Genomic DNA, 26,366 nt, shown 5'->3' on the forward strand with positions numbered 1-26,366 from the left:
GCCCGGCCGGGCCCGGCTTCGCAGGGCGGGCCTCCGCTTCGCGGAGGCTGGTGGGTGGTCAGGTCGGCCGCTTCGCGGCCTCTGACCTGGGGTTTTGCCGCTTCGCGGCTTGGCACCTGACGGCGTTTCACGCCGTTCAGGTGCTTGGCTGACTGGGAGGAGCGTGGCGGCCTCGGGCTGCCTTGGCAACCCTCTGTATGGTCTAGACCTCTTTGGCTCGGCTTGAAAGTCGGCCTTGACGATCACTCAGATACCCCGCGTCGCCTGATTCTCTGGCTTTATCAGGGAGCTTTTTGAGGCTTTATCAAGTGCCTTTCTGAATTCGATTGTAGGGTAACTGACGGTCTTTATTCAATAGCCCCGCAGGGTTGGGCCCCAAGTCGCGAAGCGACTTTTAGGGGGGCCCATTCGCGTAAGCGACTGCCCGTCAGGGCAGGGTCTTTCCCGCCCCCGTGGCCGAAGGCCACTCAAGGGGGGCGGGTTTCCGCTCGGAACCGCGAAGCGGGGCCGTGGCTGCCCGTGGCCGAAGGCCACTTCAGGGGCAGCCTGTGCCAGCCCGAAGGGCTGTCGATTAGGGGCCCCAAATGATCACATTTTTGTAACCTTGAAACGGCCCCCAATCAACACGAAACTTTCACCCTTTCGGAGCACAGGCCGAGCCTTTCGGAACAAAGCGAGAGGGGCCCGGCGGATAATCCGCCGGGCCCCTCTCGTGACGGGCTTTCAATTACTCCCGCGTGAACACCTCTCCGCGCTCGTCGAGGCCGTGCGAGTCGCCTTCGTCATCGTGACTCGCGTGGTCCTTCAAGAGGTCGTCAGCGATGCCGTAGCGGCCGAATTCCCGAAGGAAGTCACAGAGGATTCCCGCCTCCGTGCACGTCATTCCGGCCGAGCTGTTGCTCACATCCATGAGCCAGTACCCGTCCCCCATCATCTCGACCAGATCGAGCGTGGCCGCGATTCCGGCCCCGGTAATGGTGGCGTGCTTCGAGCTGCCGCAGTGGGGGCAGTACGACGCTTCTTCGGGGCTGTCGGCAATGGCGATGGCGCAGCATTCCTTGCAGTAGACGACGACCATTGGTCACGCCTTTCTCTGAGGCTTTCCCTCGGAGTTCTCCGGGGGCGTGACCCAGGAGGCCGCACGGCCTCGTGAGGGCTATCGGCCCGGTGCGCGCCGACGGAGGAGGCGCAGGGCCGATGTACCCGGCCGGTGAACGCGCCGAGCGCAGCGAGGTGCCCGGCCGGGCGGTCCGCGTAGCGGACTGGGGGCCGGTGGACGCGGCGAAGCCGCCCGGCCCCCACCCGCAGGGCCCGCCAGGGCCCAAGGGCGGCACGCGGGCCGTGTGGCAGCCTGGGTCACGCCCCCGGAGAAAAGGGAGGGGCGCAGCGGGAGTCGTCCCGCTGCGCCCCTTGCTGCGCCCTGGTGCCGGTTACCTGTTCCGGCCGGTCCAGCAGCCGAGGAGATCCTCCGGGTCGTGTAGTCCGCGCTGCTCCCGGACCACTTCGCGCATGCCGGCGTCGGGGTGGTCGAGGAGGTACAGCAGGGTGTCGAGGGCGAGCTCGGCGAGGTCCTGGTCCTGCTCGCCGAGGGCGAGCTCGACGCCGAGGCGGGCGACGGCGGCCTCGATGGTGTCGATGATGTGCTCTCGGGTGTAGCTCTGCGGGTTGGCGTCGGCGGGGCGGTCCGGAACGTACTCGTGCAGGCGGAACCACTCGCGGATGCGCTGGACGGTGCGGGTCCGGCGGTGCTCGTCGGCCGGCACGGTCCAGTCGCTCCAGTCGAGCGGTTCGTCTGCCTCGTTCTTGACCAGCCACAGGACGCAGGTGGGGTCGTCGGCGGGCTGCTCGATGTAGAGGGTGGCGGTCTCGGGGATGACGGTGTGCTTGATCGCCACGGACACGGTGTCGCAGCACCGGACGATGTGGGCGGCAATGCCCTCGGCGTGCAGGTCGGTGACGAGCTCCTTCGCGGTGGCGAGCTGCTGGGCGGTGATGGCTGCGCTGGTCATGCTGGTTCTCCTGGTGGTGGGTCGGGGCTGGAACGGGGGGCCCCGGCCGACCGCGTGTGCGGCCGGCCGGGGATGGGGTCAGCTCCAGTCCCACCAGCCGCGCAGCTCGTCGGGGGTCTCGCTGTACTGCTCGATGACCATCTCGTCGAACGTGACGTCCGGGTTGTCGATCATGGCTCCGGTGGCGTTGACGACCAGGTTGATCAGGTCCGAGTCCCGCTCGCCGAGGTCGAGGGCGTCGAGGATCAGGTCCGCCGCGCCGTTCACCAGGGTCATGAACTCCTCGCGAGTGAGGGCGAGGAGGTCGTCGTCCTGGGGGGTGATGCGGTGCTCGGCGTCGGCCTGCTCGGGCGCAGCGGGCGAGGTCTCGGTGCGGGTGGCAACGGTCTTGTTGCTCAAGGCGGTTCTCCTGGGCCGGCCCCGGGCGGGGTGCCCGGGAGGTGGGCCACAGGAGGCCGTGCGGCCCTGGCTTGGCGGCCCGGTGCGCGCCGAGCGCTAGCGAGGTGCAGGGCCGACAACCCGGCCGGTGAACGCACCCGACGAAGGAGGGTGCCCGGCCGGGCGGTCCGCGCTTGCGCGGACTGGATCGCCGGTGAACGCGCCGAGCGAAGCGAGGTGCCCGGCGATCCACCCGAGGGCCGCCAGGCCCGAGGGCGGCCCTCGGGGGGCCGTGCGGCACCCTGGGGACCACCTCCCGGGCAAAGGAGGACAGCAACCGCCCTGGACGCCGCACGCTGCGCCCTGCTGCGCCCCGTCGCCTGTCGCTGTGCCCCAGAGACGCGAGTGCCCCCCTTGCCGGCAAGGGCAAGGGGGGCACTCGGTGCCGGGGGGTCAGGCTGACCGGGTTGGGCCCTTCTCGACCCAGGTGATCACGGCCTTCGCGCGCTTCTCGTCGTGGTCGAGGACCTCGACGAGCCGGTTGGCGAGCTCAAGGGCGAACTCCGGGTCGTCCTGGGCGAGCTTGCGCCAGACCCGGTAGGCGTCGGTGGCCAGGCGCTCGGTATCGGCTGCGGGGGCGCTGGCCTTGCGTCGGCGTTCGACTGCGTCGAGGAAGGTCTCCGCCGCCTCGGCCCAGTCGTCGCCGCGCTGGTAGGTCAGCCACGCCCGGATGCTGAGCAGGTTGACGGTGTGGGGGTGGAGCTCGCCGTACAGCTCGGCGAGGGCCTCCCCGATCAGTTCGGCGGTGGTGAGGGCCGCGTCGTAGTTGCCGGCGCTCTGCTGGGCCCGCATCCGGTCGAGGAGCGGGCGGTACGCGGCGGGCATGGGCTCGTCCCACGGTCCGGGAGCAGCGGCGGCGGGGATGGCAGGGGCGGCCGGGGCGACGGGGGGCTCGACGACCGGCTCGGCGCTCCTGGGGACGGCAATAACGCGGGTGGTGAACGGGTCGTCGTCCTGCGGGTGGACCGGGAGCGGTGCAGCGGTCTGGGGGGCTGCCGGCGGCGGGGCCGCAGGGCGGGGCGCAGCGGGGGCCGGGGCGGGTGTGGGGAGGGTCGGGCGGGTGGGCGGCGGCGTGTGGGCCCAGGGTGGTAGCGGTTGGCCGGCGTATGGGGTTCCGGGGGCCGGGAGTTGGGCGTAGGCGGGCAGGGGTGCGGCGGGGGCCGGCATCGGCACTGCGGGGGCGGTGTACATGGGTGCCGCGGCCGGGGCGGGAGCGAGCACCGCGGCCGGGGCCGGGGCGGGCGTCGTGGGTACCGGTGCGGGGGCTTGGACGGCCGGAGCCGGAGCCGGCACCGGTGCGGGCCCCGGCGGGTGAGGGCGGGTCAGCAGGGCCACGCTGCCGTTTACAGCGACGATCAGCGGCACGACGGACCCGTCCACGTCCTTGGCGATGGCGCGGACGGGTCGGCCGTGGAACGCGGCCTTGATCCTGACCTCGGCGAGTGCGGCGAGGCGTGGGTTCCCGCCCGCCGGGACGTACACCTCTTCGCCGTCCACCTGGGCCGTGCCCAGCGTGGTCAGGATGATGGTGTAGACGGGCGTCGCGGGAACCTGGTCGGGGTCGATCGGGGCCTCGCGGTCCTGGTCAGGATCAAAGCTCATGGTGACTCTTCTTTCTGCCGTAATCACCCGGCGGCCGGGAAATACGGCGGTGCCCATCCTATGTATTTCGCGCCCCACTTGGTTTCAATTTCGGTGGCGGGGACGATGTCGATATACCCAGGGCGGAGAATGTCCGAGCTCGCCACTTGGCCATTTCCGATATACATCGCAACGTGTCCAGCGAGCGATCCTGTATCCCAGAACATGAGCGCGCCCGGCGGTGGATTTCTGTCCCCGTCGTGGTGCATTGAGGCGGGTATCAGGTTGCGGTACAGCTCGGTCGCGTAACTGTGGCTGTTCGCCGGCGGGTTGGTATAGCCGGCGCCGCCCCAGCCGTAGGCGCTGGCGACGGTCGCCAGGCAACGGAGGTGCCACGTCGCCTCGCCGGTGGCGGCCTGGTCCCGTTCCCACTGGATCGCCTGCTCGGTGGAGCGGGGGTTCTTCACCACGTCGGGCCAGGGTGACGAGCCGTCGTGGAAGGGGCCTCCGGTCTGGCCTGGCGGGGTGCTGGAGTAGCAGTTCCCGCCCGTGCTGTTGGTCGGTGTCGGGCTGCCGCTGGAGTCGGGAACGTGGCCGTTGCCGTCGCCGGTTCCCGGCCGGTCGAGGTTGATGCCGGCCTGTTGGGCAATCTGGCGGGCCGGGGCTTCCTGACCTGCATACAACAGGGGGTAAGCGCTGCCCTGTACGGCCTGGGCGGCACCGCCCAGGCTCATGGTCTGCCAGGCGACGATCTGCGTCAGGCCGTGCGGGTCGTGCTGGGGGCCAACGCCGTAGAAGAAGGAATGGGCCTGGAAGTCCGGGTGGTGCAGTATCTGATCGACTGTTCCCCAGCCGGCCGACGGACGCTGCTGGAACAGGCCGATCGAGTCCCTGTCGCCGTTGGGCAGGTCGATCAGCGAGCTCTCCTGTAGGGCCGTCATGAGGCCGATCAGCGTTGCGCGGCCGGACAAGCCGCCCTGCTGGGCGGCTTGGTCGATGACCTTTGCGTTGGCGAGCTCCTGGTCGTGCAGCGGGCCCGAGGGGGTCGAGCCGCCGCCGCCGGGCAGCGGCGCACTGGGCGTGCCGAGGTCTCCGCAGGACTGCGCGGCGGCAGCGGCGCTACCGGACATGCCGCCGGCGACCAGGCCGAAGACCAGCAGCAGCACGAAGAAGATCCCGGCGCCGGCCACACCGAACTTGAGCATGAGCCCGCGTCCGGCGACCTTCGTCGCGAGGGAGACCGCCCGGGCCGCGTCTCGTTGGTCCATGGGCTACAGCCCCAGGATTCGGGAGACGCGCCACTCGCCCGCACCGTCGTTGGTCACCTCGACCTGCACAGTCGTCGTCTGCGTGGTCTCGGTGTAGCCCTTGACGTCGAGGCTGACGACGGCCTTGCGCCAGACCCGGAGCGGGTTGTCCACGGGGAGGTTGGGGTCGGCCGGCCCCACCTGAACGGCGGTCACCCGGGCGTTGGCGGACTGTGAGTTGAGCTTGTCGAACCCTGGGTCGTTGTTGCCGACCAGGTTGGCCGCGAGCGCGGGTTCGAGGTAGGCCGCGGCCCGCTCCACCGAGGCACGGTGGTTGCGGTCGGCCATCGGGTCGCGGGTCAGGTAGAGGCGCAGCGCGGATTGCACAACCTGGTCGTGGTCCGCGAGGTTCGCCGGCGACGGGGAGCCGCTCGGCGAGGCGGTGGGACTGGTCGTGTCCGCCGGGGCGCTCGCCTGCGAGACGGCGCTCGGCGCGGTCGAGGCCGGGGCGGCGCCGGGGTGGTGGGTGGTCCCGTTGAGGTCGGGCCACAGCCACCGGGCCCCGGCGCCGAGAGCGAGGATCAGCGCGACGACCAGGGCGGCGCCGATGGGCCGGATCGGCTCGCGTCGGCGCTGGTCGCTGATCCACTCCGCGGTGTCCTTGCGGGCCTGGTGGTGGTGCGCGGCCCGGGCCCGGCGGCGCTGGCGCCGGTTGCCGTCGAGGTTCTCCTCCGGTGTCCGCAGGCCGTGGCGGAGGATCTCCCGCCACTCTTCCGGGGTGCGCTCGTCGTCGTTGTTGGCCATGCCTTACTCACCCCTTTGTGTTGGGTCGTGGGGTCGGCACTGTCGGCCGCGGGGTGGTCGGGGCCGAGCTCGCCCGGCCCGGCCGGCTGCCGGAGGTCACTCGCACTGGCGGCCGGCTGTTGCCGCGGATGACCGTCCCGCGGCGGATGTTCCGCACCCCTGGGGCCGGCGGTGGCGGGGCTTGCCGGAAGGCGAAGTTCGGCGCGCCGGACTCGGGCCGCAGCGCCGGGCTTGGAGTGGTGGCCGGACGGTCGGGCGCAGCGGCGGGGCGCGGTGCCCGGGTGGCGGCGGGCGCGGTGGTGCCATCGGATGCGCGAGCGGCGGTCTCGGCGCCGGTGCGGCCGGGGCTGACTCCCGGGGCGTCGGTGCGTCGCGGGCTGCCCGGTGTGGAGGGGCGAGGAGCCGGGGCTCCGGGTGCCCCGGGGCGCCGACTCGGCTTCGGGCTGGGGCGGTTGGAGCTGGACAGGACGGTGCGCCGGTTGGCGCGGGCCTGGCCTGCCGGGACGCGGGCCTCTGCCGGGGCGAGGGGCTCGCCTGGCGGTGTGGGCGCGGACGGCAGTGGCGGCGGCGCCGGCGGGCGCTGCTTGGGTACCTGCTGTCCGGGATTGCCGCCTGATCCTCCCCTGCCAGGCCCGGAGGAAGCCGGGCCCCGCTGGTTGTCGCCGCCGGGTCCGCTGACGGGCTGGTAGTCGTGGGGCTTGCTCTTGCCGCCCTTGCCGCGGCTGAGCAGCTTGCCGGCGGCCTTGCCGATGAGTTGTGAGGCGAGCAGGCCGCCGAGCATGCCTTTGGAGCCGCCGGAGACGCCGAAGATCTGGGCGACGGTGCTGCGGAACTTGACGCCGACGACCGCGCCGGAGATCGCCAGGCCCGTGCACGGCAGCCATCCGTACGTGCCGAACATCTGCGTCGTGGCGGTCTGGAGACACAGCACCGCGCCGAGGGTGAGCGTCGCGATCAGCGACTCAAGGGTGTATCCGAGGAGCTTGTCGAACCACGCGATGCCCCACTGTCGAGGCCGGCCGGGGATCACCCACAGGCACGCGAAAATCACGCCAGTCAACAGCAGCATCAGGGCCCCGAGGAGACTCGCGATGCCGGCGAAACACAGGAGCAGCACGAGCGCGGCGAAGATGACGACCGCGATCAGAGCGGGGATCGTGACCCCGAGGCGGCCGGCCGTGTTGTGTCCCTCCCACCATTGCCGGGAATCGTGACCGATGTTGTCGTCGCTGCCGTGGTCGTCGAGCCAGTCCTTGCGCTTTCCGTAGTCGGCGCCCATGTCGAGCACGTTCTTGCCGTACTTCTGGCAGACCTTGATGCTGCCGAACTCCGCCACGCACCAGGGGGTCGCCACGTACGTCCGCCAGATGGAGTCTCCCGCCTTGCGGAGCATGTCGTTGCGCTGGTTGCCGGTCTGCGCCGGGTCGTGGCCGAGCTTGAACGGGAAGTCGCTCGTGCCGTCGCCGAGGCCGGCCGCCGTGGCGTTGAGGGTGATGTTCGCGCCGACGGTGCGGGCGGTGTCCACGCCGCCCACCCATGTGCCCGGGCTGGTGAGCAGCGAGACCGAGACGACACCCGAGAGGAACACCCAGGCGAGCTGAGAGAGGCCGCTGCCCTTCTTGTGCTGCACGAAGGCGATCAGGGCGCCGACCGCGAGGGCGCTGGGGAGGAGAGTCTCCATCAGTCCCTTGGCGGCGCCGGCGATGCTCTTGCTGATCGCGTCCTCAAGAGCGGGGATCGACGTCAGCTCGAACAGCCATTGCACGACGACGACGCAGGCCGTGCCGATGACGCTGATCAGGGCCATGCAAATCTCGGCCAGGCCGTTGAGCATGGGGTCGATGACGTCCGACATGCCGTAATTGGTGTCGAGCTGCCAGATCCCGGGGTTGCGGTACGTCTCGTACATGTTGCCCTGCCCCGCGGGCACGCCGGAGTCCGGGGAGGGCATCAGGTCGCCGATCCCGGTCGGCTGGATGTTCTCGGCGTGGGCGACGCCGGCGGTCCAGAGGATCAGGGCGTAGAGGAAGAACAGGAACAGCGCCGGGACCAACACATTGCGCCACAGCAGCGGGCGGCGGTAGTACAGCGCCCAGATCATCGGTTACCCCCCGAGTAGTGCGGAGCGGAGCTGGTCCGCGCGTTGGATGTTGCTCTCGTGCTGGTCCACCACCCACCCGCCGGCCTCTTGGACCAGGCGCAGCGCACGGTAGTCGGTGGTGGCGCTCTGGCCGGGCCAGGTGACCGTGAAGGAGAGGAACACCCCGTAGCCGGCGGGGTGGTCGCCGGAGGCGGGAACAGCGAGGACGTCGCCGGGGGTGAGGGGGCCATCGCTGGCCCGGTCCGGCCCGGACGGTGTCGAGGTGGCGATCGGCGCCGGCGTCGAACCGTCGGCGTAGGTGGGCGGCTTCACGGTGGAGCTGGGGCTCGCCGAGGTGCTCGCCGCCGGCGTGACGGTGTTGGTGCTGACGCAATCGGCGACGGTGCCGCCGCGCAGGCGGGCCGAGCTGAGGGTGCACACGGTTTGCCAATCCTGGCGGTTGGCGGCCGACTGGTAGTCCTGGGCTGCCTTGAGGACCGCGGCTGTGGGGTTGGGGGCGGGCTTGCTGTCCTTGCCCGTGTCCGTGCCGGTCGAGGAGCAGCCGGCCACGGCAAGGAGGCCGGCGGCGAGCGCCACGGTCACGACGGTGTTCTTCATGTGGTCACCTTTTCCATCCGCACGCCGCCCTCGCCGGCGGCGCCCTGGTCGTCGTCGTCGAACTCGTCCTCGGTGTCCGGCTCCTGGCCTTGGCCCTGAGCCTTGGGCGAGGTGTCGAGGAGAGCCGCGAGTTCGGCCGACGGAATGTCGAACTGCACGGTAGCGGAGTTGAATTGGTGATCCCGGGCGATGCAGTGGCCGTGTCGGATCGACCGGTTCGGGTTGACGCCGACGGACTGAATGAGCTGCCGGGTGAGGTCTTCCTTCGGCAGGTTGAGCAGCTCGGCAAGCGCGTTCTGTTGATCTTTCGTCGTGAGCTGGAACCCGAAGACGGTCGCGAGCTGCTCGATCACGCCCGTGAGCTTGATGAGGCTCTCCGGGTCCTGGGTGTCCAGCAGCAGGGCGGTTGCGAGCGCACGGCCCACGCGGGCGATGTAGCCGAGGAACGCGGCGCCTTCCCTGGTCGCGGTGAGGACGTGCACCTCGGGAACGCAGACGAGCTTGCGCAGGCCGCGCAGGTCGCGGCGGCCGGCGGTGGTCACGCCGTAGGCGAGCATCGAGTGCATGAGCGCGACCGACATGCGGTGCAGCGGGTTCCAGTCCTCGCGGGCGATCTCGGCCTCGGGCAGCAGGATGCCCGGCATCTGCACGACCCAGACGCCCGGCTCGGGGCGCAGCGGGACGGCGTCGCCGGTCAACTTGCCCATGAATGGCGCGCCAAGGGGGGTCTGGGCGAGCTCGAACAGCGCGTCGCCGGTCTCCTTGGCGAGTTTGTCGTCCATGCCGCGCAGGTACTCGATCACCTGCCACGTGGCGGGCTCCGCGTTCTGTTCGATCACGGCGTTGACGGCGCGTTGGATGGGCGTCTCGGCGCCGGCGGCCCGCAGGTGCGGGGGCGCGGCGATGCTCAGCTGTGCGGGCACCTCGACCTGCGCGCGCTCGCTGCCCTCGCGGTCCAGGAGCCGGAACATGTCGAGCACGCCGGAGAACTTCGGGCTGATCTCGATCAAGTGCGCGTTGAGGCCGAAGTCCTGCGCCGCGGTGACCAGGCCGCCGAGGTCGCCCTTGAAATCCAAGGTGAGCGCGAAGCTACCGCGGAACGCCGCGTCCAAGATCGCGAGCATCATCGCCGTGGACTTGCCGCGTCCCGACCTGCCGATGAACGCCGTGGTCGTGGCGTCGCCGCGGTCCGAACCGGCGGTCGCGTCGTACCTGAAAGCGCCCTGGGTGGTGCCGGTGAGATAGCCGATGATCGGGCCGTGGTCGTCGCCGAGCTTGGCGCCGCCCCACCACCAGGAGCCGGCCAGCGCGGTGACGTCCCGGACGTGCCCGAGGTCGGGCACGCGGAGCTGGTCGCCGGCCATCGCTTCGAGGTACAGCTCGCGCTGCTCCTGCTCTCCGACCTCGATGAAGATCCCCATGCCGCCGAAGTGGGTGATCACCGCATCGACCCTGTCGCGCAGGTCCGCCAGGCCGGTCGTACTGGTGACGATCAGTCGGGGGTGGTCCTCGACGAGCGTCAGGTCGTCGCGGCGCATGTCACGGGTGAGCCCGCCCATGGTGGCCTCGGTCTCCTCGATGTCGAGGCCCGGGTCCTCCGCGCTGTGCCTGGCCGCGCTGGTGCGCTGCTCCTTGGCGAGCCGGCGGGCTTCGTCCACGCGCTTGAGGGCGTCCCGCTTGTGCTGCACCGTGAAGCGGACGGATGCCTCGGGGCTGACCGGGACGGCGAGTTCGGGCAGGTCGATCATGCCGAGCTGCTCCAGCTCGGCGAGCTGCTCGTCGTCGAGCTCCGGTACGTAGTCGATTTCGGCGAGCACCCGCAGCCACTCGCCGGACCCGGGGGTGACCATCTCCTCGGGGAACCCGGACATGGTGAGCACCGACTTCCAGGCCACGACGGCGCCGGTCCCGTCGGTCACCTGCACGTGGTCAGGGAAGGGGAGCGCCCGGCCGCGGGTGAGGGTGGCGAGCTTGGCGCCGGAGATCACGCCGCGGCTGGCGGCCGGGAGAGGGCCGTCGCGGTGGGTCTCGCGCGAGATCATCCATGCCAGCGTCTCGACGGGGGCCGGCTGCGCCTTCCACGGCGACGCCTCAAGGCGCCTGCCCATGCGCCGCATCAGCGCGTCGAGTCGGGCGAGGTCCTTGTGCGGGATGCCGGCCTGGGCGATGCCGAAGCCCTCTTGCACGCTACGCCGGCTGTTGCTCTGGGCCTGGCCGGTGCGCTCGGTGAGGCGGACGCCGAGCAGCAGGTGCCGCGTGGGGAGCCCCATTTGTTCCAGGCGCGCGACGCGCAGGTCTGCCCATCGCTGCCAGTCGCCGGCGCTGAACATCCGCGCGGCTTCGTCCCGGTAGTCCTCGGCGTACAGCGGGCTCCACAGGATCTTGAGGTGGCACTCCTGGCCGGCGAGGGTGCGGGCGAGGGCGCTGGTCGCGTGGTCGAGTTCGGCGTCGCGGGCGCCCTCCGACATGAGGTCGGTGTTCGAGCTGTCGAGGACGTACCAGGCTTCGGCGTGGGTGCCGGTGACGATCAGGCCGTCCGAGATGGCGAGGTAGTGCGGGGCCCCTGCGGACCGGTCTCCGCCGAGGCCGACGAGCTGCGCGATCTTCTTCGCGATCTTCACGGGCGGGTCTCCTCGTTCGTAGTCAGGGCCTTGCGGCCGTAGGCCCGGACCACCGCATCGGGCCCGTACAGGCGGGTGCGGGTGTCCAGGCGCAGCGCGGTGCCGGAGCCGGTCGGGATGGCGGACTCGGGTCCGAGCCAGCGCTCGACCAGCGGGCCGAGCGGGGTGTCGGCGAACCACTCCAGTTGGCGGCCCCAGCGGGCGCGGCGGCCCAGCCATTCGGAGCGGTGCGCGGCGCGCCGGCCGCCGCAGATGATCGGCCGGTGACCGACGCTCAGGTATCGGGCGGTCAGGGCCCAGATGGTGAAGTTGTATCGACGGTCGAGGCGGATGCTGCGCTGCGCGCCGAAGAACGTGACGCCCAGCGGCGGCGTGATGTAGAGAGTCAGCGTGGGGATGGTCGGCAGGCCGAGGACCAGGAACAGGGCCCCGTTCCACAGGACGAGCAGGGAAATCCCGAGGATCAGGGCCCTGCGGACCAGCCCCTCGCCGAGGTCAACGCCAAGCAGCTCGTGCTGCCTCGGGTCGAGGTCGAAGTGTCGCGTGTAGGTACGCCCGGTCCGGCTCATGCGGTACCCGAGACCTTGCCCCACACGTCGGTGAGCACCGTCTTCACGCCGTCCGGGAACCAGATGATCGCGGCCACGAAGACGGCAGCAACAAACAGGGTGATCATTTCCCCCCACTCCTTCTTCAGGAAGTGCCCGAGGGCGCGCAGGGCGAGGAAGGCGGCGAAAATGTTGCCGGCGAACGCGAGAATCCAACCCTTGAGGCTGGAACCGTCGGTGATGGCGGCGAGCTGCTGAATCGGTTGCACGGGTACCCCTCGGTGGTGGTGATCGGTCGTTCGGGACCTTGGGCGGGTCCACACGGCGGGCGGAGCCCTGGGGTAGGAGCGGGTGTTAGAGCGTTCCGCCGTGGACGTCGGCGACCTGCCAGGTCTGGGCGGAGGCGCTGGAGACCTGGGTCAGCTCGACGCGGTACGTCTGCTCGATCACGGCGCCGGCGACGGTCCAGGAGACGCGGGCAGTGCCGGTGCGGGTGTTGCCCTGGCCGACGTCCACGGTCCAGGACGTGAGCCCGCCGTACGTGAACCCGGCCGGCAGGGGCGGGATGTTCGCCCCCGGCGCGGTGGCCGAGGTGGTGGTCGAAGTGGTCTGGGCGGCGGCGTACGCCTTGAGGAACTGGTCAACGATCGGCTGAGTCGCGGTCGTCATCGCCGAGTCGGACGGCGCGGCGGTGACGTGCGGCGCCGCCGGGCCCTGGGCGGGCACCCCGACGAGTCCGGGCTCGCCCGTCACCACGACGCGGCCGGCGCTCTGCGCGACGGGCACCTCAAGGGCGACCCACTGCGCGGGCGGGGCCGGAGCTCCCTGCGCCGGGGTGACGGCCGAGCGGATCAGTGCCAGGACGCGCACCCGGGCCTGCCCCTGCTGACCGACCGTCACGGCGGCGGCCTGCACGGCAAGCACGTCCTGGTGGCCGTGGCTGTCCCACCCCATCGTGGTGTCCGAGCCGGACGGCAGCAGCGAGGCGAGAGCCGCGGCGCGGGCCTGCGGCGCCGCCTCGTCCCACCCGAGGTAGGCCCGGGTGAACAGCGCGGCGGCGGCCTGGGCGTCGGCCGTCGGGTACGTGGGGCCGGTGCTCGCGGGCGCCGGCGGCGGGATGTGGACCTTCGGCGGGAAGAACCAGCTCCGCAGGCCGGTGACGCACGCCAGGACGACGACGCCCCACAGCAGGCCGCGGCCGAGACGCTGCGCGAAGCGAACGCCCGACTTCTCGGCCTGCGGTGTCCACGGTGTGTCAGCCGCGCTCGGCGGCGGCGCAGTTGGCGCCGCCGCGGGCGGCGTGCCCTGCTGCTGAGACCGGGCGAGTTCGCGGCCGGCTTCCTCCCACAGGCTCACCGGCCCCGTGGGCACGCTCTGCTGGGGCACCGGCGGCGCCGGCTCCCCCCGTCGCTTCTGCGGCCGTCCCCCCTGGTTGTGCACCGGCTCTGTGGGCTCCGGCAGGCCCATGACCTTCCGCAGGATGTTCGTTGCGCTGGGCAACCCTGTACCTCCCCGTCCCCGTGCACCCCAGGAGCCACATGGGGTGCGAGTGATCGACCATATGCCCGTATCCGACAACCGTCAAAGAAATTCGTAACCCGGTTGGGTGACTGCCTGGCAGGGGTCGTGACATGGACATCGGGGCCGATCGTGGCCGCTAGAGTTCGACCCCATCCGTACACAACGAGTCGGAGGGGCCGCCGGATGCGGATGCGGGGCAACGTTCTACGCGAATTGATGAAAGCCCGGAAACTGACGCCGAAAAGAGTCGCCGAGCACTGCGATTGTTCCGCGTCGGCGGTGAGGACTTGGCGGGTGCAAGGAACTGTTCCTCTCCCCCCTCGGCTTAGACGTCTGGCCGATCTGCTCGGCGTAGCGGTGGCCGATCTGCTCGAACCGGAAGGCGCCCCCACCCTCAAGCAGTTGCGCATGTCTGCTGGCCTGCGACAAAGCGACGCGGCAAGAGCACTGGAGATCGGCGTTCCAGCGTATTGCGATGTGGAGCGCGGGCGGCAGATGATGCCGCCGCGATGGATTCCCGTGCTGGCATCGGCGTTCAACGTGTCGCGCAAAGCAATCGCCGAGGCGGCCGAGTCATGCCCACAGCAGGTGCGGCGGACATTAGAACGGGGCGAGGAGTCGTAAACTCCCCGCCCCGTTCACCGACAGTGCTCAGCCAGAAATTACGGCCGCTTCTCGCCGGGCTTGCACACACGCTCTCTGGATAGCGTCGATCGAAACTCCTAAGCCCCGTCTTCGAGGATCACGCCGAGGTCTTTCTCGCGAATCCGACTACGCCGGATGAGATTCTCCGCGTGAGGGACGATGGAATGCAGCAGTGAACTGATCCCCGCGGGTTCCATGTTCGGAATCGGCCAGCGCATGCCCCAGCAGGCACCGACGAGTGCCGGCGCCTGCTGGGCAAAATCGCCCGTGGCATATGCGCGGAGTTCACCGGCGTACAGGTCGAGGGCGACGAGCAGGGCCTCGGCCCCGGTCGGCGATTCGCCGCCGAGGCCCCGCTCCCCCGATTGCGCCATGTCACCACTCAGGCACTCGGCGTTTCTTCCTTTGCGGAATCGTCGGCGGCCGGCCGAGGGCTGTTGACCGGCTTGGCGTTGTTGTTCTTCTGCCAGTCCTCCCAGGCGGCGAGCCAGGTCGTCAACTCCTCCTCGGTGTAGAACCAGGTGTGCCCGTCGGTCACGCCCTCCGGGAACGGGATGCCGCGCTTCTCGCCGCGCGTGCGGTAGGTGCGGACCGTCGCCGCCTTCCACGGAAGGATCTTGGGCTCTCGCTCGTACGCCTGGGTGAGGGTGTAGGTCTCCGGCCCGGCGTCGGGGTCCTCCTCCGGCGTCGCGTCGGCCGGCGGTGCTGTCGCGATCCCTGTCGCGTCCACTGTCGCGATCGGAGCTGCTACGCCCTGTGACGTGGGCGAACTCCCCGCGATCACCCCCGTGGTTCGCACCGCGACAGGGGGCAGCGACGCAGGGCCGTACTTGCCGCCGGGGAGGAAGTCGGCGACGGCCGCAGTCGATGCGGCCTCCTTGAGGGCCTCCTCCGTGATCCATGGCGCCATCGCGCCGGCGTCGAACCAGTCCGGCGCCTGCGGGCAGGCCGCGAGGTACCGCCCCACCTCCGGCGTGATGAAGGACGCTTGGATCTCCCGGACGAACAGGTGCTCGCCCTCGGCATCGCGGCGCTTGTCCGAGAATGCTCCGCGCCCCTTCACTGTGGTGTCGAACGCGATTACCGGGGTGGACTGACCGAAAGCCACGCCCCAGGAGGTTCGTTCCTGCTGGCCGACCACGATTCGGGTTCCGATCTGGGCCCGCTCCATGGTTCCGCCGAAATACGCATTCGCAAATTGCTGGGTTCCGACGACCACGCGGTGATTCGAGGAGCGGCCTTGCAGGAGGATGATCGCGAGCCAGTCCTGAAAAGGTGGCTGGCCCTTTCCCTTGATGCCGTGGCGCCACCAGATGTACGCAAGTTTGATCAGCGTCGGGAGCTCGTCCACGACGAGCGTGCGGCCGACGAGCTGCTGCCGCATGGCGGGGTCTCCGCCCTTTTCGCCCGCCGCTTCGGCGGCCATCATCGACGTGAGGAATTCGGCGAAGGCGGCCATGCAGGCGCGCACCGTCTTGTGGACCCGGACGCCCGAATGCCCCTCGGCCTCGATCATTGAGTTGCGCTTGGTGTCGAGGATATCGACGAGTTCGCCGTTCATACGCGCGTTCACGACGGCCAGGTAGAGAATGGTGGACTTGCCCGCTCCGGTGTCACCGCCCACGCCCCAGTGCGGCGTTTCGGTCTGCGTCTGGATGATCGCGTCAACGAGCTCGTTGTCCTCGATCGACAGCCCGATGAACACCTTCCGGGGGTCTCCAGTCGGCTTCCACTGGACGTAGTCCGGCAGCTTGACGCGAGGCTTCGGCTTCGGCTTCAACGTCCACTCGACGTAATGCTCTTTCTCGGTCCGCTCCCATCGCGGAATCCATTCACCCGGGGTGCGCTCCTCGACGAGCCGCTCGATCTGCGCCCGCGCTTCCGGGCTTCCCACCCAACTGACGGGAAGGCGCAGCAGAATGCGTGCGTCGTCGGCGCGGAAATCGTCCGGCACTTCGAGCCAGCGCTTTCGGCGCTCGGTGTCTTCAAGTCGGAGGACCTGACGGATCGGCACCCACAGGCCGGGCCCGTAGACCTGCCCGTCGGTCCACGCCGGGGTGACGCGCCACCACCCGAGGCCGGCCGGGCTGGTGGCGGCGGCGACCAGGAGGGCCCCCGCCGCGGCGGTCAGGGCGAGTTGGGTCTCGCCGGGGAAGCGCCACCACCCCCAGCCGATCAGCAAGGGGGCGATGCGCACGGCCGAGCGCGCCGACAGCGGCCAGCGGGACCAGGCGCGCAGGACGCGGACCATGCCGGCGAGGGAGTTGCCGAGGAGGCGGAACGGGAAGGCGACGGCGCGACCGGCACGGGTCAGCAGGCCCGGCTGCGGCGCCTTGGTGAGCACGACGCCCGGCGCGGGGGCCGCCCTGCGGCCGAGGTCGGCGAGCGGGGTCTCGTTACGCTCGTCGTCCGGCGCCGGGGCGCCGGAGTGCCACCACGTTGCCTCGCTGCGCTGGACGCCGTCCAGCTCGCGGCCGGAGAAGTACCGGCCGACGCCGGCGGCGACGTTGCCGAAGAACCGTTCAATGGCGCGGTTGAGCGCCTCCTTCTCGGCTGCGGTCTTCGCCTGCTGGGCAAAGAAGGCGAGGACGACCAGCGCCCCGACGGCCAGGCCGCCGCCCGCGCCGCCGGCCCCGCCTGGTAGATGGTTGAGAAATCCGGGCAGCTTCACCCGTCCCCCTTCGTGCTGGTGAGCACGCCCTCGATCGGGCGCACAGGGCGATCCTCGCTCACCAGTGGGGCAGGTGGGCGATCGTTTTCCCAGCACAACGCGCACCCGCGGCGATCGACGCGGGTAGCGCGGGCCTGCTCGCCTACGCTGGCGCGGGTGACCACCCAACCAGGCACGCCGCCGGCCGCCGTCGCGAGCGGCGAACAGCCCCTCGACTCATTCACCGCCAAGGTCTGGCGGCACGACTTCACCTCGATCGAGTACGAGTTGACGGAGGCACACATCCCGCGCCCGTTCGTCGAGCTGCCCGTCGAGCTCGCCCCGGCCGGGACGGTGGCCCGGTTCACCCGCGCGCACCTCGCGCTGCTCTGGCACCTGCACGTGGCGGTGCTGGCCGGCGACGCGAACACCATGGACAAAATCCGGGTCGAGAGCGCCGACGGCGAGGCCCTGGTCGTACGCGTCGGGGTGAGCGAGCTGCGGTTCGCGCTGGTCCTGCTCGGCAACAGCCGGCAACTGTGCACGGCGGCTGGGTGCATGGGGGACGCGATCGGCGGAAGCCGCTACCTGTCCGTGTGCCGGGACCACTTGGACGCCGAGGGACCAGAGGCCTCGGTGTTCAACGGCCCTACCGAGCAGGACCGCCGCGACCGCTTCCGCCTGCGGGCGAAGGCGTGGCGGGGACTGATCGACGACCGCCGGGGCGAGCTCACCGCCGACGCGAAGCGGCTCGCCGCAGCCGGGCGCCGGGAACCCTCCGGCTACTGACCGGGGCCAGGCAGCGCGCCCGGCCTGCCGCAGCCAGGGCCCCGGGTGTGCAAGCGGCCCCGGTCGGCGCCTGGCCGGCCGGGGCCGCGAGTGGTCGCGGACTAGGCGGCCGGGGTCTTGGCCAGCCGCAGCAGGGGGCGGCAGTAGAGGGGTTCGGCGACGCCGATGCCGAGGTTCATGAACAACGGGTCGCCCTGCTTGAGTGCGATGGCGGCCCGGGTGAGATCTTCCTTGTCGGGATAGATGCTCAGGAGCACTGGGCCGGGGTAGTGGGCCAGGCCGAGGAAGAACTCGCGTTCGCGGTCGTTGTCGATCGCGTACCGCAGCCCGAGTGTGAAAGCGCGGGGTGTGCGGCCGGTCAGGACCAGCACGACGTGACGGTGGTCGGGCTCGACCCGCCAGTGAGCATCGACGTGTACGCCACTCGCGGATTGGAGCGCGGACTCGTCGTCGAACACGGCCTCGGAGTACGCCTGTTCCAGTTCGTCAGTGGCGGTGCGGGCGACCGGTTGCATGAGCATCACGGCGCGATCGGTCGTGAGGGAGAAGGGGAACGCTTCGGCTTCGATCACAGGGAAGTCCCAGGGCATGCCCGGCATCCTAGGCGCTGCCGCCGGGCGCCCCGGGCGCTGCCGAGGTACTCAGATCATCAGCTGAGGCCGCAGCGTTCGGAGAGGGAGTTCAGACGGCTGGTCGTGGTGCCGACGCCCAGGAGCCGGAGGTCCTCGGCCAGGCGGCGGGTGCGAGGGCGGCACTGCGCGCTGTCCGGGCCGAGGATCTCGCGGAGCCCGACGTCCCGTGAGGTCTGCGCCCTCGACTCGAAAGCGCCCGACCCCAGGGGGCGGGCGCTTCGTCGTGCCGGGGCGGGCGGAGCTCAGCGCACGGTCATGAGATCAGGCAGCGGGCGGCGATGCCGCGCAGCGTGCCGGCGGCCTTCGCGGCGTCCATGGCCTCGGTGGTGGGCTCGCCGCGCAGCGGTCCGCAGAGGATGACCGGGCGCTCACCCTCGACCGTCGGCCACAGGCGCTCGTCCAGGGGGATGCCGTCGCCCAGGGCGAACAGGTTGTTCTGCACGGCGGTCTGTGCGTCGTTGAGGCGAACGATCCTGACGAGACGCCGGGTGCGGGCGTCGAAGGAGACCACCCATCGCGGGTCACGCTGCAAGGTGTCTGTCCAGAGCGGCCAGCCCAGCCCAGAGAGGTCGTCGAGCTCTCCGGCGGGGGTGCGCGGCTCCATGCTCAGGGTCAGCAGCCAGCCCGCCGGCTCGATGTGTGTGCGGGAGAGGGTGAGACCGAACGGGGTTTCCTGCCTGGTGCCAGCCGTGCGGCTGCGGTTGGTGGCCATGTCGAACAGGATCGCAACCATGCGGCCGTCACACGACGGACTCCGCACGAATTGGTGAATCAGCCGCGTTCTGCTTGCAAAACCGCTACCGGACGGCACGGGACTGTGACTCTCGATCAAGCTCGTTCTGGCATCCCCTCGGCGTCGGCCTGTCCGGGATGCCGGCGTCAGTGTGGCCGCATGCGGTAGAGCAGCCCGGGGGCCCTCGCGAGATCGAGAACGAAGCGGTCGATCGGATCGTCAGCTGTGGGCACGGTGAGGACGTAGCTGTCACTGGTGTACAGCGTTGGCTCCGTGCGGGTGAGCCGGTCGCGGGTGCCGCGACGCCAGAGGTACAGCTCCCCGTTGCTGCGGGACAGGCGCAGCGATCCGGGCACCTGGTCACAGGCGAACACGCCGATCATGGTGTGCGGCTGGTCGCCGCCGCCGTTGTCCGGCTCGGCCGCGGGGAGCGCCGTCGGCGTGCTGCTCGCGGTGGCCAGGCGTGCGAGCACGGCGCCGAGATCGGCGGCCGGGTCGCGGCGCAGCTGCGAGACGATGGCGGCGGCGATGTGTTCGGCGCCGGTGCCGGCATGGTTGGACAGGGTCACGACCCGCAGGCCCGCCCGGTTGAGGTAGGTCGCGGCCGAGAATCCGTGCTCGTGGCCGAAGTGGAAGACCGCGGCGGTGGCGCCCTGGTGGTCGGCGTACAGGCCGGGGCCATAGACGTCCGGCGGGTGGTCGCTCGCCCGGTAGGGGACCTGCGTGCCGGGGAGCGATGTACCGCAGGTCAGCCACTGGTGGTGAAGGTGTCCGAGCCAGCGGTCGAGATCGCCGGCGGTGGACCAGAGCGAGCCGGGGCCCGGGAGTGCGACGGGCTGCTCGGTGTGCTCCCACCCGGCGCCGGCGGCCGGCCGGTAGCTGCTGGCCGCCCCGGGGATGACGCGGCGCGGGTCGTCCTTGAAGACGGTGCCGGTCATGCCGAGCGGGGCGAACAGTCGGTCGTCGGCGATGGTGCGCAGGTCGGTGCCGTGGGCGGTTTCGAGGATTCGGGCGAGCAGCAGATATCCGGTGTTGCTGTACAGGAACCGGCCTGCCGGTACGGCGCGCTGATCCTGCCGGTAGGCGAGGGCGAGCAGGTCGGCGGCCGTGTAGTGGTCGAGGTCGCGGAAGCCGGCCAGCGACAGCAGTGATTCAGCGTCGCGGACGCCCGCGTGATGGGTGATCAGGTCGGTGATCGTCACACCGGGGACCTTGAGCTGTGGCAGCACGTCGGCAGCCGCCCGCGAAAGGCCGAGCAGGGCGTCGCGGTCGGCGAGCACGGCGAGATGGGCGGTGATCTGCTTGGCGACGGAGCCGACGTTGAACGCGGTGTCGGGGCCGATCGGCGTGCCCGTCTCGATGTGCGCGACGCCGGCGCAGCGGTGGACGGGGGGCTCGCCGGGGCGGTGGACGAGCAGGGACAGACCGGGCGCCCCGGTCACAGGCCGGCCGCCTGCTGGTGGACGTCGCGCAGCCGGGTGCGAAGGTCGTCGTCGGCGACCAGGTCGAGCGCGCGAGCGTGATCCGCGGCGGTGGCGGCGAGTAGCGGGCGCTGCTTGTCGAGATAGGCGGCGAGGAACTTCCGCAGGTCGCCGGTGGTCTGGTCGATGATGCGGGCGGTGTAGATCATGGTGAGGGGGAACGACCAGCAGGCGTGCAGGAACCCGAACGCGGGCCGGACGGTGTCCTTCCACGGCGAGAAGAAGCGTTCCGTGTCGCTGACCTTGGATCGGGTCGCGGTGAGCGCGTCGTTGAGCCAGTTGTGGCCGCCTTCGTGGATCAGGTCTCGGGCGAGAACGACCGGGTCGCCGATGTGGTCGGTGAATACGGTTCCGGGCAGTCGGGTGATGGTCCAGCTGTCGAGCGTCTGGCCGAGCGTCTTGGTGCGCAGCAGGCACACGACGACGGCGTGAGCGGCGAGCAGGTCACCGAAGCCGGCCGCGTCGGCGGTGGAGTACGCGGCGGCGGCGAGGTCTTGGAGTGTGCGCGGCGCGGCGCAGCTGTCGGGCCCCAGCACGTAGTACGGGGTGTCTGAGATCGGCGAGGTGGGGAGCCGGCTCAGGTCGGGGGCGACGATGACGCGCGGGCCGGCGGCGGTGGGGGACGCGAGGACGCCGGCGCCCGCGTCGGGGTTGGTCGCGTACCAGTCGAAGCGGGCGACGTCGCGGGCGCGGGCGGCGCTCTCGGCGCCTTCGAGGACGTGATGGGCCACCGCGTAGCCGAACGCCGTACCGGCGCTGCTGTCGGGGCGCTGTGGGGCGTCGGGGTGGGTGATCGTGCGGATCTGGCGGGTGCGGTCTTCGTGCAGGCGGCGGATGGGCGCGTACGCGAACGGGGCGGCGGCGGTGGTGGTCATGGCTGCTTCCTCCGGGGTGGGGCCGGCTCCGGCCCGCGTGGGGCCGGAGCCGGGATCGTTCACCGTCGGCGCTCGCAGCGCCGGGCGGCTCGGGTTGGTCAGACGGTCTCGGTCTCGGCCGTCGGCCAGCCGTCGGCGGACACGCTCGACGTGTGGGCGGTGGTGCGCACCGTCTCGTCGTCGCCGCGCAGCTCCTCGACGTCGGCCAGGAACTCGTCGATGCGGTTCTCGTCCATGGTGTTCTGCCTTCCACTGGTTGAGGGTTGGGGGTGTTCGGGTGTGTTCGCGGCGGCGGCGGTGATCTCTCCTTCGGCACCGTGCGCCCCCTTTACTGCTTGGCAGTGGCCTGGAGGGCGTCGCGCAGCTCGGCCATGTCGGGCCGGTCGGCCGGGTCGGTGGCGAGCGCGGCGACGATCACGGGGCGCAGCTGGGCCGGGATGGCGGCCGGCGTGGTTGCGAAACGGGGGATGTCGGCGCACAGGTAGCGGTGGACCAGGACGGCGAGGCTGAACACGTCGGCGGCCGGCGTCGCCCGGTCGTAGGCGGTGGCGTACTCCGGGGGCCAGTGGACTTCCGGGCTGCGGCTGACGGGCCCGCGCGGGGTGTCGCCGCGGCGCGCGGCGCCGAGGTCGGTGATCATGCCTTCGCCGTCGTGGATCAGGATGTTCTCCTGGTAGACGTCGCGGTGGACGATCCCGAGCTGGTGAAGGGAGTGCAGGCCGGCGGCGACGTCGGCGAGGATCGCGAGGCCCCGGGGCTGGTCCGCTCCCTGCGGGGACTGCATGAAGGTCCGGAAGTTGCCGCCGTCGGCGAGGCGCATCGTGTACCAGTCGAAGCGGTCGCCGTCGCCGTGGTCGATCAGGCCGGCGACGTTCGGGGTTCCGGCCGCGTGCAGGGTGGTGGCTCGCTCGTACCGGAAGTCTTCGCGGGTCAGTGCCCGTTCGGGCGCGGTCATCTGCGCGTACCAGTAGAAGCCGTACGCGGCCGGCCGCTGGTCGTCGTCCATCTCGGCGAGCACGTGGTTGCTGCCGAATCCGGCCTTGAGGACGACGGGCTCGTGTCCGGGCTGGCTGGCCTTGATCAGGGTGCTCGCTCGGGTGAACGCGAGCAGGTCGGATACGTGGAACCCGGCCTCTCGGACGTGGTCAAGAACCCACGCGGCCGGGTGCAGCGGGTGAAGCTCCATGGTGGTGCCCTCCCGTGGTCGGGGCCGGCTGTGCGTGCTCGCGCAGCCGGTCGAGGCAGGTGGTTGCCAGGGCGTCGAGGTCGCCCGGGGTGGTGCTGGGGTGGCGCAGGACGGGCAGCCCGGTGGCGGCGGTCCACGCACGGGCGCCTTCGTCGTACAGGTCGGCGAGCCGCGCGGCGGTGTCGGGGTCTTCGGTGAAGCGGCGCGCGGTGGGTCGGTCGCTGATCCGGGTCTGGCAGGTGCTCGGCAGGGTGGTGAGCAGAATCGTCAGGTCGGGTCGGGCGCCGCTCTGCTCGGCAAGCTGGTGCACGTAGTCGGCGACGGGTCGGCGGTGGACCAGGGCGAGCAGGACGGCGGTGGACAGGCTGAGCCGGTCCGCGATCACCGGGCCGGCCCGCCGGGCAGGCGCGATGACGAAGCGGGCGTGGAGCGTCAGGTCCCAGCACGCTGCCTCTGGCGCGTCGTGTGGATCGGCTCCGGGCCGCCCGGCGCGCAGGGCGATCAGGGTCCGGGCCGCGGGAGCGGAGAGCCAGGAGAACTGTCCTACGTGGCTGACCGGCAGGCGCATCGCGGCGGCGTCCGCGAGGAGCCGGTCCCGCAGGCTGCTCTTCCCGGCTCCGGCGATGCCTTCGAGGGCCAACAGCACCGGGTCACCGCCCGCCGGTCGGCGTGGGCGCGCTGTCGGCGGTGAGCCAGCTGATGAACTTCGCGACGCGCCCGCTCACGACGGGCAGCGTTCCGTGCGCGAGCTGCGAGCCGTACAGCAGCGCCGTGCCCGGGGCCGGGGTGACGCTCCACCGGGTTCGGGGCATCTTCTGGAACCAGGTGGCGGAGTTGTCGGCGCCGTCGTGGGCGAGCCACATCCCGGGCGCGTAGCCGTACGCGGCCGGGTTGGTCGGCTGCCCGTTCCACAGGTGCTCGCTGCTGGCGGTCTCGACGTAGAAGGCGCCGCCGTCCTCGGCTTCGGCGATGACGACGCTGATCCCGGCGATCTGGCGCGGCCACGCGAGCGGGTCGGGGGCGATGCCGTCGAGATGGGCGGTGATGTGCTGGCCGGGGCCGTACTCGACGTACGTCCACGGGCGGCACGTCGTGATGGACGGCATCGCACGGGACAGGGCCGGCCGGGCGCGGTCGAACGCCGCTTGGAGCAGCTTCTCGGCGTCGTCGGGGATCGTCCCGATCTCGATCCGGCCGGCGGGTTCGTAGACGGCCATGGCCTGTTCGTGGGTGTGGCCGGGGATCTCGTGGATGCTGGTGCGCCGCTCCGGGCCGAAGCGGGCCCCGTCGTCGGTCTTGAGCATGTCGGCCATGAGCTCGGCCAGGCGCGTCCGCTCGGCGGGGGCGAGGAAGTGCTCGACGCTCGCGACGCCGACGGTTTCGGCGATGTGGATCATGCGGTTCCCTTCCGGGTTTCGAGGACACGGAGCACGTCGTCCAGGCCGGTGCAGTGGTTGAGCCAGCTGACGACGGGGGCGCCCGTGGTGGACAGCGGGTCGTCCCACACGGTGAGGAGTTCACCGGTCAGCGGGAAGTCGTCGGCGCGGGGCAGCGGTCCGCCGGCGGCCGTCAGGGTGGACGGGCACGGCGCCGCGTGCTGCTCGGCGAAGGCCCGCGACAGGGAGGCGCTGAACGCCCTGCGGCACGCGAGTCGATCCGCTTCGCCGGCCGGGCCGCCGTGGTAGGTGCGGTGTTCGGTGTCGAACCAAACGTCGGCGATTGCCGCGCCGGCGTCGGCGACACGGCACGTGGCACAGCACGAAGCGTCGTTGACCGGGCAGCGCCGGGCGCGGCCGGGCAGGGTGGCGGACAGCTCGTCGAGGGCGGTCCACGCGGTTTCCACCAGGACGACGGCCGACGTCGGCCCGGGGCGCTCGGGAAGGTGGTTGCAGCACCGTTCACCGTCGATCGACTCCCCGGCCGGGACGGCGGCGGGCTCGACGAAGAGGGCGTGGAAGTAGACGATGCGGCCGATGAGCTGGTGAAGCGTCACGTCAGGGTCGGGCACGGTGCGGCTCCCTCGGTGTTCGCGGCGGGCGCGGGGATCGGGCAGTGACAGTCGGCGCCGGTCGGCTGCTCGCTTTCGAGGGCGCGGGCGACGGCGGCGGTCGCGGCGTCGAGGTGCTCGAAGTAGGTGGCCCAGTCGTGCCCGGGGACGGGCAGGAGCTCAAGGTCGAGGCCGGGCGCCGTGGTGCCGCTGGTCTCGCAGGTGAGTTCGGAGCGTCCGACGGTGACCGTGACCGCGTCGGGCAGGTGCGGGAGTGCCGCGGCGACCGCGCGGCACAGTGCGGCGCCGGCGCGGGCGTACTCGTCCCGGTCGCGGGCCAGGATGCCGACCTGGCGCGCTCTGGGTGCGAGCTCCAGCCCCGTGTAGGGGTGGCCCTGGCAACTGTCGTAGGTGATCAGCCCCCACCGGCCGGTGATCGCATCGACCAGCGGCCACACGCCGGGTTCGATGCCCTCTTGCCACTGCGGGTGACGCGGGTCGAGGTCGTCGGCCTCGTGGATGCCGGGCAGTCCGGCGGTGTTGATGTTGCCGTGGTCGCTGGTGAGCAGCCGCGCCGCCGGCCGGTGCGCTTCCGGGCTGTCCCACCGGGCGATGAACGCGGCGACGTCCCGCATGGAGTTGGTGGCGCGCGGGCGCCACCGCAGGGTGCGGCACCAGGCGCCGGCGCTGTGGCCGGGGTCGGCGAGCAGCGCGGCGACCCCGTCGATCATGCGCATCCGGTAGTCGCAGTAAGCGTCGTCACTGCCGCCGTTGCCGGCGAGGCTCATCCGCCACCTGCTCGCCACGCAGCCGCCGCCGCATGCGCTGGCGTAGTCGCACGTCGTGCACTTGCCCATCAGCGCCTTGCCCTGGGCGAGCAGGTTCGAGCTCTGCTGTTGGGCGAGGAGCTGGCGCTGGTCGGTGGCGTCCTGCAAGAGCGTCAGCCGGGCCTGCGGCCACGGGAGCTCGTCGCAGCTCCCGAGCCGGCCGTCCGGGTACAGCGTGAAAACGTGGTCGCACTTGAGGTTCGAGAAGTGGCAGTGCCCGGTGTCCAAGTTTTTCAGGGCGCGGATGGTGGCCACCGCCGGGTCCATCTTCATCTGCCGGAAGTGCCCGCCTTCGATCCACCGGATCGTTGCGGCGAGGACGAACTCGGCGTACTCGTCCGGGTGGATCGCCCACGCCGGCGCTGCCGCGCCGCTGACGGCCGCCGCCTGTAGCTCGCGGCTCTTCGGGACGCGGGGCCGACGCCCGGTGCTCGCGGTGGGCCGGCGGACGGTGGAGTCGAAGCACGGGACGAAGTTCACCGCCTTCACCGACCCGAAACCGGCGAGGTGGTCGAGCACCGCGCCCGCGCGCCCCAGCACCGCCGGCGTCACCGCGCAGACCACCCCGGCCTTCTTGCCGCGTGCGGCCAGCAGCTCAAGGGCCGCGGCGACGCGCGGATAGATCGGGAGCCCGTCGTAGCCGACGCGCCATGCGTTGCCCTTCGCGTCGCCGTCCATCGAGATCCCGATCCGAAGCCCGGGGCACAGCTCGTCGAACAGGTCGAGCCACGCGGCGTCGAGCAGCACGCCGTTCGTCTGGAGCGAGACGCGGACCACGTTCGGCTGTGCGGCGAGCTCGCGCAGCACAGCCGCCATCTGCTCGCGGCCGACCGTCAGCGGCTCGCCGCCGTGCAGCTCGATCGCCACGGGACGCCCCCGGAAGAGCCTGCCCAGGTCCCGGACCTGCTCGGCGGTGATCACGGCCCCTCCGGGGGCTTCCTTGCGCTTCTCGAAGCAGTACAGGCAATCGACGTCGCACGTTTCACCGCGCAGCTTCAAGATCACAGACGCCGCTTCGGTGCGGTCCTCGGTGTCCAGGCTGCGGTAGAGCTCATGGATCTCGAAGTGCTGGCCAGTGGTGCCGTACATCGCTT

General features: G+C 71.1%; 26 protein-coding genes. 2 read left to right on the plus strand and 24 right to left on the minus strand.

Going from position 1 to position 26,366, the window contains the following annotated elements; genetic code table 11:
- Positions 1-727 precede the first annotated feature (727 nt).
- The 12 genes from ACFWA9_RS09960 to ACFWA9_RS10015 all read right to left on the minus strand — a co-directional run bounded on the left by ACFWA9_RS09960 (position 728) and on the right by ACFWA9_RS10015 (position 13,332).
- Positions 728-1,078: a hypothetical protein gene (locus tag ACFWA9_RS09960; protein WP_380385117.1), complete on the minus strand. Its 351-nt coding sequence runs from the start codon at positions 1,076-1,078 to the stop codon at positions 728-730.
- A 352-nt stretch (positions 1,079-1,430) separates the two neighbouring features.
- Entirely contained in the window at positions 1,431-2,009 is a 579-nt protein-coding gene (locus tag ACFWA9_RS09965) for a hypothetical protein (RefSeq protein WP_380385120.1), read from the minus strand.
- A gap of 78 nt (positions 2,010-2,087) precedes the next feature.
- A complete protein-coding gene (locus ACFWA9_RS09970; protein ID WP_380385123.1) occupies positions 2,088-2,408 on the minus strand; it encodes a hypothetical protein in 321 nt (106 codons plus the stop codon).
- A 432-nt stretch (positions 2,409-2,840) separates the two neighbouring features.
- The gene (locus tag ACFWA9_RS09975) at positions 2,841-4,049 is read right to left on the minus strand and encodes a tetratricopeptide repeat protein (RefSeq protein ID WP_380385126.1); all 1,209 of its coding nucleotides are present in this window, start codon (positions 4,047-4,049) and stop codon (positions 2,841-2,843) included.
- A gap of 23 nt (positions 4,050-4,072) precedes the next feature.
- Positions 4,073-5,296, minus strand: coding sequence for a peptidase M23 (locus tag ACFWA9_RS09980; protein WP_380385129.1), 1,224 nt, complete (start codon positions 5,294-5,296; stop codon positions 4,073-4,075).
- Between the two features lie 3 nt (positions 5,297-5,299).
- Positions 5,300-6,079, minus strand: a complete 780-nt coding sequence (locus ACFWA9_RS09985; RefSeq protein ID WP_380385131.1) for a hypothetical protein — start codon at positions 6,077-6,079, stop codon at positions 5,300-5,302.
- A 7-nt stretch (positions 6,080-6,086) separates the two neighbouring features.
- Positions 6,087-8,180, minus strand: a complete 2,094-nt coding sequence (locus ACFWA9_RS09990) for a hypothetical protein (protein WP_380385134.1) — start codon at positions 8,178-8,180, stop codon at positions 6,087-6,089.
- A gap of 3 nt (positions 8,181-8,183) precedes the next feature.
- Positions 8,184-8,777 carry a hypothetical protein gene (locus ACFWA9_RS09995; protein ID WP_380385137.1) on the minus strand — a complete coding sequence of 198 codons (594 nt, stop codon included), beginning with the start codon at positions 8,775-8,777 and terminating at the stop codon, positions 8,184-8,186.
- A complete protein-coding gene (locus tag ACFWA9_RS10000) occupies positions 8,774-11,398 on the minus strand; it encodes an ATP-binding protein (RefSeq protein WP_380385140.1) in 2,625 nt (874 codons plus the stop codon). Before ACFWA9_RS10000 ends, ACFWA9_RS09995 begins: the two co-directional genes overlap by 4 nt.
- Positions 11,395-11,967, minus strand: coding sequence for a hypothetical protein (locus tag ACFWA9_RS10005; RefSeq protein WP_380385143.1), 573 nt, complete (start codon positions 11,965-11,967; stop codon positions 11,395-11,397). Before ACFWA9_RS10005 ends, ACFWA9_RS10000 begins: the two co-directional genes overlap by 4 nt.
- The gene (locus ACFWA9_RS10010; protein ID WP_380385145.1) at positions 11,964-12,215 is read right to left on the minus strand and encodes a hypothetical protein; all 252 of its coding nucleotides are present in this window, start codon (positions 12,213-12,215) and stop codon (positions 11,964-11,966) included. The genes ACFWA9_RS10005 and ACFWA9_RS10010 overlap by 4 nt, the downstream gene beginning before the upstream one ends.
- An 85-nt stretch (positions 12,216-12,300) precedes the next feature.
- Positions 12,301-13,332 (minus strand): conjugal transfer protein, encoded by a 1,032-nt coding sequence (locus ACFWA9_RS10015; protein WP_380385148.1) that lies wholly within the window; start codon positions 13,330-13,332, stop codon positions 12,301-12,303.
- A 324-nt stretch (positions 13,333-13,656) separates the two neighbouring features.
- Between ACFWA9_RS10015 and ACFWA9_RS10020 the strand changes: the two genes are divergently transcribed.
- A complete protein-coding gene (locus tag ACFWA9_RS10020; RefSeq protein ID WP_380385338.1) occupies positions 13,657-14,091 on the plus strand; it encodes a helix-turn-helix domain-containing protein in 435 nt (144 codons plus the stop codon).
- A 98-nt stretch (positions 14,092-14,189) separates the two neighbouring features.
- Here ACFWA9_RS10020 and ACFWA9_RS10025 read toward each other — a convergent pair whose 3' ends face one another.
- Both ACFWA9_RS10025 and ACFWA9_RS10030 read right to left on the minus strand, forming a co-directional pair.
- Complete coding sequence (locus ACFWA9_RS10025; protein WP_380385151.1) at positions 14,190-14,486, minus strand: hypothetical protein; 297 nt, start codon at positions 14,484-14,486, stop codon at positions 14,190-14,192.
- Between the two features lie 8 nt (positions 14,487-14,494).
- On the minus strand, positions 14,495-16,783 hold the full coding sequence (locus ACFWA9_RS10030; protein ID WP_380385154.1) for a type IV secretory system conjugative DNA transfer family protein: 2,289 nt from the start codon (positions 16,781-16,783) through the stop codon (positions 14,495-14,497).
- A 156-nt stretch (positions 16,784-16,939) separates the two neighbouring features.
- Between ACFWA9_RS10030 and ACFWA9_RS10035 the strand changes: the two genes are divergently transcribed.
- On the plus strand, positions 16,940-17,551 hold the full coding sequence (locus ACFWA9_RS10035; RefSeq protein WP_380385157.1) for a hypothetical protein: 612 nt from the start codon (positions 16,940-16,942) through the stop codon (positions 17,549-17,551).
- Between the two features lie 101 nt (positions 17,552-17,652).
- Here the strand turns inward: ACFWA9_RS10035 and ACFWA9_RS10040 are convergent, their stop codons facing one another.
- The 10 genes from ACFWA9_RS10040 to ACFWA9_RS10085 all read right to left on the minus strand — a co-directional run bounded on the left by ACFWA9_RS10040 (position 17,653) and on the right by ACFWA9_RS10085 (position 26,361).
- Positions 17,653-18,141, minus strand: coding sequence for a hypothetical protein (locus ACFWA9_RS10040; RefSeq protein ID WP_380385159.1), 489 nt, complete (start codon positions 18,139-18,141; stop codon positions 17,653-17,655).
- Positions 18,142-18,436: 295 nt separating this feature from the next.
- Entirely contained in the window at positions 18,437-18,916 is a 480-nt protein-coding gene (locus ACFWA9_RS10045; RefSeq protein WP_380385161.1) for a hypothetical protein, read from the minus strand.
- A gap of 146 nt (positions 18,917-19,062) precedes the next feature.
- Positions 19,063-20,358: a serine hydrolase domain-containing protein gene (locus ACFWA9_RS10050; protein WP_380385163.1), complete on the minus strand. Its 1,296-nt coding sequence runs from the start codon at positions 20,356-20,358 to the stop codon at positions 19,063-19,065.
- Positions 20,355-21,272 carry an aKG-HExxH-type peptide beta-hydroxylase gene (locus tag ACFWA9_RS10055; protein WP_380385165.1) on the minus strand — a complete coding sequence of 306 codons (918 nt, stop codon included), beginning with the start codon at positions 21,270-21,272 and terminating at the stop codon, positions 20,355-20,357. The genes ACFWA9_RS10050 and ACFWA9_RS10055 overlap by 4 nt, the downstream gene beginning before the upstream one ends.
- 98 nt (positions 21,273-21,370) lie before the next feature.
- Complete coding sequence (locus ACFWA9_RS10060; protein ID WP_380385168.1) at positions 21,371-21,508, minus strand: hypothetical protein; 138 nt, start codon at positions 21,506-21,508, stop codon at positions 21,371-21,373.
- 92 nt (positions 21,509-21,600) lie between these two features.
- A complete protein-coding gene (locus ACFWA9_RS10065; RefSeq protein WP_380385171.1) occupies positions 21,601-22,458 on the minus strand; it encodes a protein kinase in 858 nt (285 codons plus the stop codon).
- Positions 22,418-23,104: a hypothetical protein gene (locus ACFWA9_RS10070; RefSeq protein ID WP_380385174.1), complete on the minus strand. Its 687-nt coding sequence runs from the start codon at positions 23,102-23,104 to the stop codon at positions 22,418-22,420. Before ACFWA9_RS10070 ends, ACFWA9_RS10065 begins: the two co-directional genes overlap by 41 nt.
- Positions 23,105-23,108: 4 nt before the next feature.
- Positions 23,109-23,855, minus strand: coding sequence for a hypothetical protein (locus ACFWA9_RS10075; RefSeq protein WP_380385177.1), 747 nt, complete (start codon positions 23,853-23,855; stop codon positions 23,109-23,111).
- Positions 23,852-24,466 carry a hypothetical protein gene (locus ACFWA9_RS10080; RefSeq protein ID WP_380385180.1) on the minus strand — a complete coding sequence of 205 codons (615 nt, stop codon included), beginning with the start codon at positions 24,464-24,466 and terminating at the stop codon, positions 23,852-23,854. The genes ACFWA9_RS10075 and ACFWA9_RS10080 overlap by 4 nt, the downstream gene beginning before the upstream one ends.
- Entirely contained in the window at positions 24,448-26,361 is a 1,914-nt protein-coding gene (locus ACFWA9_RS10085) for a radical SAM protein (protein WP_380385183.1), read from the minus strand. Before ACFWA9_RS10085 ends, ACFWA9_RS10080 begins: the two co-directional genes overlap by 19 nt.
- Positions 26,362-26,366: the final 5 nt, after the last annotated feature.

Source organism: Kitasatospora sp. NPDC059973, from assembly GCF_042737525.1.
In the GTDB taxonomy this organism is placed as follows: domain Bacteria; phylum Actinomycetota; class Actinomycetes; order Streptomycetales; family Streptomycetaceae; genus Kitasatospora.

What these genes read in the sequence shown, in the direction of transcription:
- ACFWA9_RS09960 (WP_380385117.1), bottom strand. Translation starts at nt 1,078, where the DNA reads ATGGTCGTCGTCTACTGCAAGGAATGCTGCGCCATCGCCATTGCCGAC.
- ACFWA9_RS09965 (WP_380385120.1), bottom strand. Translation starts at nt 2,009, where the DNA reads ATGACCAGCGCAGCCATCACCGCCCAGCAGCTCGCCACCGCGAAGGAG.
- ACFWA9_RS09975 (WP_380385126.1), bottom strand. Translation starts at nt 4,049, where the DNA reads ATGAGCTTTGATCCTGACCAGGACCGCGAGGCCCCGATCGACCCCGAC.
- ACFWA9_RS09980 (WP_380385129.1), bottom strand. Translation starts at nt 5,296, where the DNA reads ATGGACCAACGAGACGCGGCCCGGGCGGTCTCCCTCGCGACGAAGGTC.
- ACFWA9_RS09985 (WP_380385131.1), bottom strand. Translation starts at nt 6,079, where the DNA reads ATGGCCAACAACGACGACGAGCGCACCCCGGAAGAGTGGCGGGAGATC.
- ACFWA9_RS09990 (WP_380385134.1), bottom strand. Translation starts at nt 8,180, where the DNA reads ATGATCTGGGCGCTGTACTACCGCCGCCCGCTGCTGTGGCGCAATGTG.
- ACFWA9_RS09995 (WP_380385137.1), bottom strand. Translation starts at nt 8,777, where the DNA reads ATGAAGAACACCGTCGTGACCGTGGCGCTCGCCGCCGGCCTCCTTGCC.
- ACFWA9_RS10005 (WP_380385143.1), bottom strand. Translation starts at nt 11,967, where the DNA reads ATGAGCCGGACCGGGCGTACCTACACGCGACACTTCGACCTCGACCCG.
- ACFWA9_RS10020 (WP_380385338.1), top strand. Translation starts at nt 13,657, where the DNA reads ATGCGGGGCAACGTTCTACGCGAATTGATGAAAGCCCGGAAACTGACG.
- ACFWA9_RS10025 (WP_380385151.1), bottom strand. Translation starts at nt 14,486, where the DNA reads ATGGCGCAATCGGGGGAGCGGGGCCTCGGCGGCGAATCGCCGACCGGG.
- ACFWA9_RS10040 (WP_380385159.1), bottom strand. Translation starts at nt 18,141, where the DNA reads ATGCCCTGGGACTTCCCTGTGATCGAAGCCGAAGCGTTCCCCTTCTCC.
- ACFWA9_RS10045 (WP_380385161.1), bottom strand. Translation starts at nt 18,916, where the DNA reads ATGGTTGCGATCCTGTTCGACATGGCCACCAACCGCAGCCGCACGGCT.
- ACFWA9_RS10055 (WP_380385165.1), bottom strand. Translation starts at nt 21,272, where the DNA reads ATGACCACCACCGCCGCCGCCCCGTTCGCGTACGCGCCCATCCGCCGC.
- ACFWA9_RS10060 (WP_380385168.1), bottom strand. Translation starts at nt 21,508, where the DNA reads ATGGACGAGAACCGCATCGACGAGTTCCTGGCCGACGTCGAGGAGCTG.
- ACFWA9_RS10065 (WP_380385171.1), bottom strand. Translation starts at nt 22,458, where the DNA reads ATGGAGCTTCACCCGCTGCACCCGGCCGCGTGGGTTCTTGACCACGTC.
- ACFWA9_RS10075 (WP_380385177.1), bottom strand. Translation starts at nt 23,855, where the DNA reads ATGATCCACATCGCCGAAACCGTCGGCGTCGCGAGCGTCGAGCACTTC.
- ACFWA9_RS10085 (WP_380385183.1), bottom strand. Translation starts at nt 26,361, where the DNA reads ATGTACGGCACCACTGGCCAGCACTTCGAGATCCATGAGCTCTACCGC.